The organism is Tychonema sp. LEGE 06208 (assembly GCF_015207505.1).
GTDB lineage: Bacteria > Cyanobacteriota > Cyanobacteriia > Cyanobacteriales > Microcoleaceae > Microcoleus.
In genome coordinates, this window is sequence record NZ_JADEWT010000174.1 from 1 (window position 1) to 9,294 (window position 9,294).

Sequence of the window (9,294 nt, forward strand, 5' to 3'; positions counted from 1 at the left end):
AGCTGGGGCGGGCGGGGACTGGTGAAACCGGGTTTGATGGATGAAAATCTTCTCTCCTCTTGAAGGAGGCAGGAGTTGAAAGACAGGAGGCAGGAGGTTGGCAATTGGAAGAGGATTCAGACCCCTCCCAATTTCTGATCCCCTTTAAAGGAGAGGCTTGTACCGACTTAGGGGCAAGGGATTAAGAAAAAATCCTCCTGCCTCCTGCCTTCGGAGGCAGAAGCGGAGGTCACAGATTAGGTAAAAAACCAGGTTTCTGCGGTACTGATGCGTCCAAGACTGAAACTGCTGGGCGATCGTATTGAAAGATGTAATAATACTTTGCACCAACGTGTTTCTCGTCTCGCAAGAAAGACTCTTTCATTTTCTAAAAAATTAGACAATCATATTGGTGATATTTGGTATTTTATCCATCATTACAACTATGTTTTGAGCCAATAACCATATCACTACATATTTATTACTACCTGACTAATAACCAATGACGAACAACCAATAACCAATGACGAACAACCAATAACCAATAACCAACAACCAATAACCAATAACCAACAACCAATAACCAATAACCAACAACCAATAACCAATAACCAACAACCAATAACCAATAACCAACAACCAATAACCAACAACCAATAACTAATAACCAATAACCAATAACTAATAACCAATAACTAATAACCCACAACTACCACTGCGGCTCAGAAGCCATCAAAGCAGTCGCAGCCTCGCTCGGTAAAGGCTTAGCAAAAAAATAACCTTGACCGTATTCGCAGCCGATCGCCCTTAACCGAGCTAATTGTGCCGCCGTCTCCACACCCTCAGCAATCACATCCATCCCCAAAGCGTGAGCCAGCGCCACAATCGTCCGCACGATCGCCACATTTTCCCCCTCGCTTTCGAGCTCCATCAGCCCCACAAACGACTTATCAACCTTCAAAGTATCCGTAGGAAACCGACTCAAATAACTCAACGACGAATAACCAGTACCAAAATCATCAATTCCCAACTTGACATTAAGCGCTTTCATCTCCTTTAAAACCGCGATCGCCGACTCCACATCATCCATCACCACACTCTCAGTAATCTCCAACTTCAAACTCTGAGCACTCAAACCCGTTGTTCCCAAAATAGCCCGAATGCGATCGATCAAATCCGGCTGAGCAAACTGCTTCCCAGATAAATTTACACTCATAATCAAAGGTCGATCGAAATCAAACATTCCCTCCCACAGCCGCAACTGCCGACAAGCCTCCTCCAAAACCCACTCGCCCAGCGGCACAATCGCCCCCGTTTCCTCAGCCACCGGAATAAACTTAACCGGCGAAATCAAGCCCCGCTGCGGGTGCTGCCAGCGCACCAAAGCCTCAAACCCAATAATCCTGCCGCTGGCTAAAGACACAAACGGCTGGTAGTAAAGCAAAAACTCCCGACGTTTTACAGCCATCCGCAAATCCGTCTCCAACTGCAACCTCTCCAACGCCAAATCGTGCATCGCAGCATTAAACACCTGATACCTTCCCGTTCCCAAAGCCTTAGCCCGGTACATCGCCGTGTGAGCGTCCCGCAGCAAGTGTTCCGGCTGTTCCCGGGCGGCGAGTGCGGGTTGGCCACCCACCGCAATCCCGATGCTAGCAGTGACAAACACTTCCTGGCCTCCGAGTTCAAAAGGCACAATTAAAGCTTGATGAATGCGATCGGCCAAATCCACCGCACTCTGGGCATCAACATTCCTCACCAAAATTGCAAAATCGTCGCCCCCCACCCGCGCCACAGTATCCGCCATGCTGACACTCGCCTGCAACCGCACCACCACCGCCATCAGCAACTCATCCCCCACCAAATTACCCAAAGAATCATTAATCACCTTAAATCGGTCTAAATCCAAAAAAAGCACCGCAAACAGATAGCTGCGGTGGTGCCTAGTATTGACGATCGCCCGCCCCAAACACTCTACAAACAAATCCCGATTCGGCAAACCAGTCAGAGAGTCGTGAAAAGCATCGTAAAGCTTCCTGTAAGCGCTCAACCCCGCACCAGTCACCACCAAACCCACAGCCGGCGACACCAGCGGCACCCACCCACCCTCAGTAAAAATCAAAAAACTAATCCCCAACAGCCCCACCAAAGCCGCACCCACAACCAATCCCGCCCGCAATGGGTGGTGAATCCGCCAAGCCACAAGCCCGCCCAGCACCGCCCAAGCAGCATTCCACAGAATTTCTGCCCATTCTGGCCACACCCAAAACACCGATCGCCCCTGCAAAACAGCAGTCAATATTTGGCTGAGCATTTGAGCGTGCAGCAACACCCCCGGCATTTTCGGATTTTGCTTTTTAACCGGGCTGTAGGGCGTGAGAAACACATCTCTGGTACTCGGTGCAGTCGTCCCGATCAGCACAATCTTGTCCTTTACCCAACTCGGATCAATTTCGCCCTTCAATACTTGCAGGATACTGACTTGTCGCGCCACCCCAACAGCAGAACGGTATTTGAGCAGAATTTGGTAGCCTCTAGCATCAAGATTTGCATAGCCACCGCTGTCAGATGCTAAAGGCACAAATTTTGCTTTCCCCCAGTTGATTTGATGGGGATTGACACGGCTATCTGTCGGCTGCAGCTTGTCCTTGAGATACAGCGAAGCCACTTGCAAAGAAAACGAGGAAGCAGCAGCAGTATTGTCGGGTTTCGCGACTGAGAGCAAATTGCGGCGCACCACCCCGTCAGCGTCGAGTAAAAAGTCATTAAAACCCACCCGATCCGGCGGCATCCCCGGAGGGGCGGGCACTCCCCCACTGTCTGAATCGTTCAATTTAGTAATCGCCACCAGATTCGGCGCCTTGAGCTCCGCCAGCAATTCTTGGTGTCCGGGGGCTTGAGGCAAATCGCGGTACAAGTCCAAACCGATGACTTTTGGCTGGTACTTTTGGAGTTTTGTCAAGGTTTTGGCGATCGCCCCGTCGGAAATCGGAAACCTCCCCAGAGTTTGAATATCCGCCTCAGAAATTCCCACTATCAGCATCCGCGGATCTGGGCCCGCATCCGGCTCCAAGCGCACCAACGAGTCAAAAGTTCCCAATTCCAAGCTTTGATACCATCCCAACCGCTGAGCTCCCGTATTCAGCAGCGTTACAGTTGCGCCTGCCAACAAAGCAGGCAAAATCCTGACCCGCCGGCCTTGAGAACTCCGGTTCAGGCCAGTTGCCAGAGACAGTACAGAACAAAGATTTCGAGAAAATTTGGCAGTCACAGCAAAGATATACGGGTGCAAATAAAGCTAACCACAAGTTTGTTCTTACAGAATTGAGCTTATTATGAGATTGAGTATAATTTTTTCAGAACTTGTGCCGAAACCGAGTTTATTTAAGCTAATTAATCGATTTGGCAAAGTATTTCTCGGATGGGAAACTGGGTTTGAATCGTATCTGCCGAAAAGTGCTGTCTGGGATTCCTCCGTTTCCCCAAGTTTCCACAAGTTTCCACAAGCGTTAAAATTTAGTCGATCGAACTTTCTGGATATTTTTGAGATTATGGCCAATCAACTTCCGATTCCGGTGATTGTTAACGGTGCTGGCGGCAAGATGGGCCGCGAAGTAATTAAGGCGATCGCCAGTGCTAGCGACATGACCTTATTTGGCGCTGTAGACCGCTCTCCTGAGTCCCTCAACGCCGATGCGGGAGAATTAGCCGGGTGCGGCCCGTTAGAAGTTCCCATCACCGACGACTTGCAAGGAATGCTGGCCTTAGCCGCTCAGGAAAAGCAGTTAGGCGTGATGGTGGACTTTACGCACCCAAAGTCAGTTTACGAAAACGTGCGATCGGCTATTGCTTACGGTATACGGCCCGTAGTAGGCACTACCGGATTGAGTACCGCCCAAATTCAAAACCTCGCGGAATTTGCCGACAAAGCCAGCATAGGTTGTTTGATTGTACCCAATTTCTCGATCGGCATGGTGCTGCTGCAACAAGCCGCCGTCACCGCATCTCAATATTTTGAACACGTAGAAATTATCGAACTCCACCACAATCAAAAAGCCGACGCACCCAGCGGCACAGCCATCCAAACCGCCCAAATGCTAGCAGAAATGGGGAAAACGTTCAATCCCGCCCAAGTAGAAGAAACCGAAAAATTGCCCGGTGCCAGAGGCTCTTTAGCAGACGAAGGAATTCGGATTCACAGCATCCGTTTACCCGGTTTAATTGCCCACCAAGAAGTAATTTTTGGCGGCCCTGGTCAAGTTTATACATTACGACACGATACGAGCGATCGCGCTTGTTATATGCCCGGAGTTTTGTTATCAGTGCGAAAAATCATAGAATTGCGATCGCTCGTTTACGGATTAGAAAAAATCCTGTAATTAGTTGACAGTTGTCAGTTCTTAGTTGTTAGTTGTCAGTTGTTAGTTGTTAGTTGTTAGTTGTTAGTTGTTAGTTGTTAGTTGTTAGTTGATAGTTATTATTAGTTTCGACAATCGCCTTAAACCTTTGATGAGTATCGCTTGCAGCCAAGTCTAGAGCCCCTAAATCTCCCTTAAAAAGACGAACTTCGATCGGAATCTTGTCCCCCCCTTCTTAAGGGGGGCTAGGGGGGATCGAGTTATTGTAGGGTAATTAACTTATTCCCTCTTCCCTCTTCCCTCTTCCTGATGACATTGGACGGAAAGCTCAGCCGGGACAGCACTAATAACCAATAACCAATAACCAATAACCAATAACCAATAACCAATAACCAATAACCAATAACCAATAACCAATAACCAATAACCAATAACCAATAACCAATAACCAATAACTTCTTCCCTCTTCCTTCTTCCTTCTTCCTTCTTCCTTCTTCCCTCTTCCCTCTTCCTTCTTCCCTCTTCCCTCTTCCTTCTTCCTTCTTCCTATGCTAATTCCCTTAACCCGCGAAACATTTCAAGAACTAATTCCCGCCGTCGCCACCGGAGTGCAATACAAATATATGTGGGGAAAACCCCCCGACTTTCTCAGGCGAATGTTAATCTCAGCAGTCAGCGTAATTTTGGTGCTAGTCATCTATAGCTTCGTCGGTTCCGATGTCGGGCCCCTAGTTTTAATTACCGGATTGATCGCAGGTTTGTACTGGCTGTGGGGCCCGATTTTGTGGGCAAGTTTGCGGAATGCACAATGCCGCAAACATAAATATTGTGGTTTTTGGCAAGGACGAATTTTGGATATTTATATCACAGATGAAATCACAAGTCAAGAAGAAACAGTCAATCAAAAAGGACAACTCGTAATAATCGACAACCTAGAACCCCGAATCAACTTAGAAATTGGCGACAAAACCGGATTTACCACCACACTGCGAGCTCCCTTACGCAAGGAACATCAGGGAATTGTTCCCGGCCAAGCAGCATTAATGTTAATCATGTCAGATATAGAAGACTTGGGTACAATTGCCAAAGTTTCCGACATTTACATACCCAGCCGCGACGTGTGGGTAAGCGACTATCCTTATTTACGCAGAGATTTGTTTGTAGAAATGAGCCAGCAAATTAAAAAAGGTAGAAAAAAAGGGCGGGATACCAACAATCAAAACAGAGAAGTCAAAAGACGAACCGCCGATTATTAAACAACAAATTCCCCAACCCCAGCCACCCAGAAACCGGGTTTTTCTCCCAAACATTCACCACCAACCCTAAACATCCATAAAAACGCGGTTTCTTCAACCCCAGCCACTCACCCAGAAACCGGGTTTTTACTCCGAAAACCTGTAGTCTCTCTCGCTGATAGCTGATGCTAGATTGCGGGTTTAAAGCCCAAGGAATTAGAGTATCTGGAAAGTCAGACAATTGAGATGCCACCGCGCGCTGTAGAGTATACTCGATTGCCGATCGATCTGGAAAATCGGCAAAATACGATCGCCATTAACGCCCAAAATTACCAAAAAAAATTAGATCGAATAAGTCTTGACATCAAGGCTCAAAAAAATTATAATAATAGTGATGCCGATTTGAGCTTGCTCGAATTATTCAGCAAAGAAACTTGCCCGCAGTTCAGCGAACAAATCAAATTTGACTTAGGCTATTTCAAACACGGCACCGGCTTGCTAGACAAGACGATGGAAGCAATTAGAGGCGTAGTGGCTATAGAAGAAGCCTATCGCGACGCAAAATTAGAAGCAACAATTCAAATAGTAGGTTTTGGTTTAGGAGTTGTGGGCGTAGTGGCTAGCGGCGCGCCTTATTTGATAAAACAAGACCCGCCCGATCGCAAATTTTACATACCATTAAGCAATACAGAAATTCCGCCTTTTGTGATGGTATTGTTAATCAGTTTCGGTGCGGGAATTGGTGTAGGGTTGGTGATTTTGTTGGGCGCAAAATTGAAGAATCTACCAGGAAAAATCTAGCTGCGACTGCCTTGGAGGTAATAAATCTAATAGCAATTAGGCATCAATATCGAAGAAACCAGTCAGGGGTTGAAAACCCCTGTCTCATGGCGCAAGTCCTGTGAAAAAAAACTGAATATCGATCAATTTCTAGGCAGATTTTGGGATAATGACAAGGGCTTGACACTGAGAATTAGTTAATTGTCAACTCTCAACTGTTCCCCTCTTGACCGTAGGCTTGCCAAGCCAAATCCACCAACCCGTTCATAATCGCCACAGCCACCACCGCCGAACCCTTGCGCCCCTCAATCCGAATGTGAGGAACCATCGAATCGTGCAGCCGCGACTTAGCCACATCAACCCCCACAAACCCTGAAGGAGTCCCAATCACCAAAGCCGGTCGAATTTCCTCAGCCTCAATCAAATCGACGAGGGCCGACAAAGCAGTTTGAGCCTGGCCGACGACAAAAATCCCTTCAGGATAGCGTTTAGCCAAAGTTTCAATCCCCCAAGCCGCCCGCGTCTTTTCCTTTTGAGGGCGCGTCAAAGCCTCCATCGAACAATAAACCGGATTAGCAAAGGTACTTTGAATTTGTGGCGTAATGCCCACCTGAACCATCGGCACATCTACTACGATCGTAGTTCGAGCAGCCAAAGCAGCCGCCCCGGCTTGCAAAGCCTGATCGGAAAAACTAATTAAAGACTTGTACTCAAAATCAGCAGTCGCATAGATCACGCGCCGGACTATTTCGTACTCCGCCGCTGAAAAACCGTGGTCGCCAATTTCGCTATCGATTAATCCCAGACTCTGGGCATCGCTTACGTGCCATTCCATTTGTTGGATAGCTGTCGCCTGTGAATTATCAAGTATCAGCTTACCAGCTTTTTGTCAGAACGGAAGGAAGAAGTCATTAGTCATTAGTCATTAGTCATTAGTGCTGTCCCCCCCGAGCTTTCCGTCCAACGTCCAACGTCCAACGTCCAACGTTATTAGTGCTGTTCCCCCGAGCTTTCCGTCCAACGTCATCAGGAAGAAAAAAGGAAGAAGCAGTCTAATCAAGGGTTTCAAAAATTACGCAGGGTGTCTAGAAACCGGGTTTTTTCACAGCAATACTTCGTTACAGCCGACAAAAAAGCTAAAAAACCCGGTTTCTTTGGACTTGCGCGCGAGGCTGAGAAACCGGGTTTGTTGACGAGTTAACTTCGTTGCCGCCCCCAGATTCCATAAAAAACTCGGTTTCTAAAAGTCACGCTATTGACTGATGACTGATGACGTTCGATCGCGGGGACAGCACTAATGACTGATGACTAATGACGAATGACTGATGACTCCTAAAAAACTAATTTTCCTCAGAAGGAGACTTGCCCAAAACCGGAGTTAAGAATGCTACCAAAGCCCCGATCGCAAAACCGGCCACATTTCGAGTCAAAGGCAACCAGTCAGAAGTCCGAGTCACCACAGGCCCAATTCCGAAAGCTAAAAACAGAATCCCCCACAGCGGCGAAAAAATCAGCGCCCACTGCCAAGCCACAAGCTGTCCGGGTTTCCGGGGCTGAGCGGCAAACCCGCAGATCACCCCGCCGAGCACCGATGAAATTAATGTCAGAACCCACTGTTCCCTCGGCAAACCGGGAACCACGCGACACCCCCCCTGACGCAAACAGCCTTGTATCGACTCTAAAGATTCAATGATCGATCGATCTTCGCCATTTTCCCGGACAAAAAACTGATTGCCGTAGCGAGTTTGCAGTTCCACCCAAAAACTTCGCGGCAGCAGCGGATACAGCGAGTCGCCGACATTAAAATTGAGCAAATTGCCCCCTCGGGGGTCAGCAACTAGCAACACGCTCTTGCTATCCAAGCCCCAATAACTTTTGACAGCTAAACCGGGCGTGCGATCGTACTGAGTCAGCACTCGCAGCTTCCAGCCGGTTTCCGTCTCAAATTCATTTAAATTTTTTGCCAAATCCTCTTCTTCAATATCCGTAAGGGCTTTAGCTAGGTCAATGATTGGTGTCTGAATTTCTGGCAACAAATCGGGATTGTTGAAAGCGTGGGCTGCAGGTGCGATCGTCCACAGGGACAAAGCCAGGAAAAAGGCAGCAGCAGAGGCTAGAAATTTGCGGGGGAAAAGCTGTGACATAGGAATTTCTAATTCAGGTATCAATGGTAGCTGGCGGTCTTAACCAAGGGATAAGAGAAAACTAATATTTCTTTACAATTATTTACTTTACAGGAAGGCGAGAGCAAGGGGAAGAGTTGGGGGAAGAAAGTTTGCGATCGGGGAAGGGGCTGACAATTAACTGTAGAGGCGCGCGATCGGGGGCCAACGGTCATTAAACAAGAGCTCGATTTCCTGACGGGGCGAGTATCTTGGGTTGTCCGTCTCCTTCTATTTTCATCTAAGGTGCGATCGCAGTTCCGTTAATTGATCGGGACTTACGCATCGGGGCCCGTGCGAAACCGGGTTTTTTTAGGAGAATACTTCACGGAGAGCAGCAGATGAGGTAAAAAACCCGGTTTCTTTGGTAGGAGTGCGTCCCGGACTATTAATAATAGAAGCCGATCGTAACAAAGAGAGACCGTATGTGCGATCGGTTATTTAAGTATTTTCCTGCCTCAAAAAACTTACCTTCATAAAAATTCAGCATAAACACAAAAACTCTCAGTCAATATACGGGAAATCAAACAGACTACCAACACCCAAAAAAAATATGAAATTCTGTATTTTTCCGAATATATTTATAATCGAGTCAAGCCGATAATGATGAGTAACCGCTGAAGAATGAATTAAAAGAAATTAACCATTTCTCAAGGAGTGCAAGCGAGTGCCTTTAACAGACCCGATTGGAGAACCTTTAATAGAAGTGGAATCCTTAATTCCCGGACTTGCCCCAACTTTCGCCCCACAACTGCCGGGAATTCCGACTCACAAAACCTT

7 protein-coding genes and 1 pseudogene are annotated in these 9,294 nt (G+C 47.4%); 4 read left to right on the forward strand and 4 right to left on the reverse strand.

Going from position 1 to position 9,294, the window contains the following annotated elements:
* Window positions 1-294: 294 nt before the first annotated feature.
* Window positions 295-441, forward strand: a pseudogene (locus IQ263_RS26980) (IS1 family transposase); the annotation flags it as partial.
* A gap of 22 nt (window positions 442-463) precedes the next feature.
* On the opposite strand, the gene IQ263_RS26985 reads toward IQ263_RS26980, so the two are convergent.
* Window positions 464-688 (reverse strand): hypothetical protein, encoded by a 225-nt coding sequence (locus tag IQ263_RS26985; RefSeq protein ID WP_194071133.1) that lies wholly within the window; start codon window positions 686-688, stop codon window positions 464-466.
* Window positions 689-3,160, reverse strand: coding sequence for an EAL domain-containing protein (locus IQ263_RS26990; protein WP_228050395.1), 2,472 nt, complete (start codon window positions 3,158-3,160; stop codon window positions 689-691).
* A 370-nt stretch (window positions 3,161-3,530) separates the two neighbouring features.
* On the opposite strand from IQ263_RS26990, the gene dapB reads away from it, so the two are divergent.
* The 3 genes from dapB (at window position 3,531) to IQ263_RS27010 (ending at window position 6,373) form a co-directional block, all read left to right on the forward strand.
* The gene (dapB, locus tag IQ263_RS26995; RefSeq protein WP_194071140.1) at window positions 3,531-4,358 is read left to right on the forward strand and encodes a 4-hydroxy-tetrahydrodipicolinate reductase; all 828 of its coding nucleotides are present in this window, start codon (window positions 3,531-3,533) and stop codon (window positions 4,356-4,358) included.
* A gap of 527 nt (window positions 4,359-4,885) precedes the next feature.
* Complete coding sequence (locus tag IQ263_RS27000; protein ID WP_194071134.1) at window positions 4,886-5,593, forward strand: phosphate ABC transporter permease; 708 nt, start codon at window positions 4,886-4,888, stop codon at window positions 5,591-5,593.
* 225 nt (window positions 5,594-5,818) lie between these two features.
* Entirely contained in the window at window positions 5,819-6,373 is a 555-nt protein-coding gene (locus IQ263_RS27010) for a hypothetical protein (protein ID WP_194071136.1), read from the forward strand.
* A 190-nt stretch (window positions 6,374-6,563) separates the two neighbouring features.
* Here the strand turns inward: IQ263_RS27010 and IQ263_RS27015 are convergent, their stop codons facing one another.
* On the reverse strand, window positions 6,564-7,187 hold the full coding sequence (locus IQ263_RS27015; protein ID WP_194071137.1) for a precorrin-8X methylmutase: 624 nt from the start codon (window positions 7,185-7,187) through the stop codon (window positions 6,564-6,566).
* A gap of 505 nt (window positions 7,188-7,692) precedes the next feature.
* Window positions 7,693-8,496 carry a TPM domain-containing protein gene (locus IQ263_RS27020; RefSeq protein WP_194071138.1) on the reverse strand — a complete coding sequence of 268 codons (804 nt, stop codon included), beginning with the start codon at window positions 8,494-8,496 and terminating at the stop codon, window positions 7,693-7,695.
* Between the last annotated feature and the right edge of the window lie 798 nt (window positions 8,497-9,294).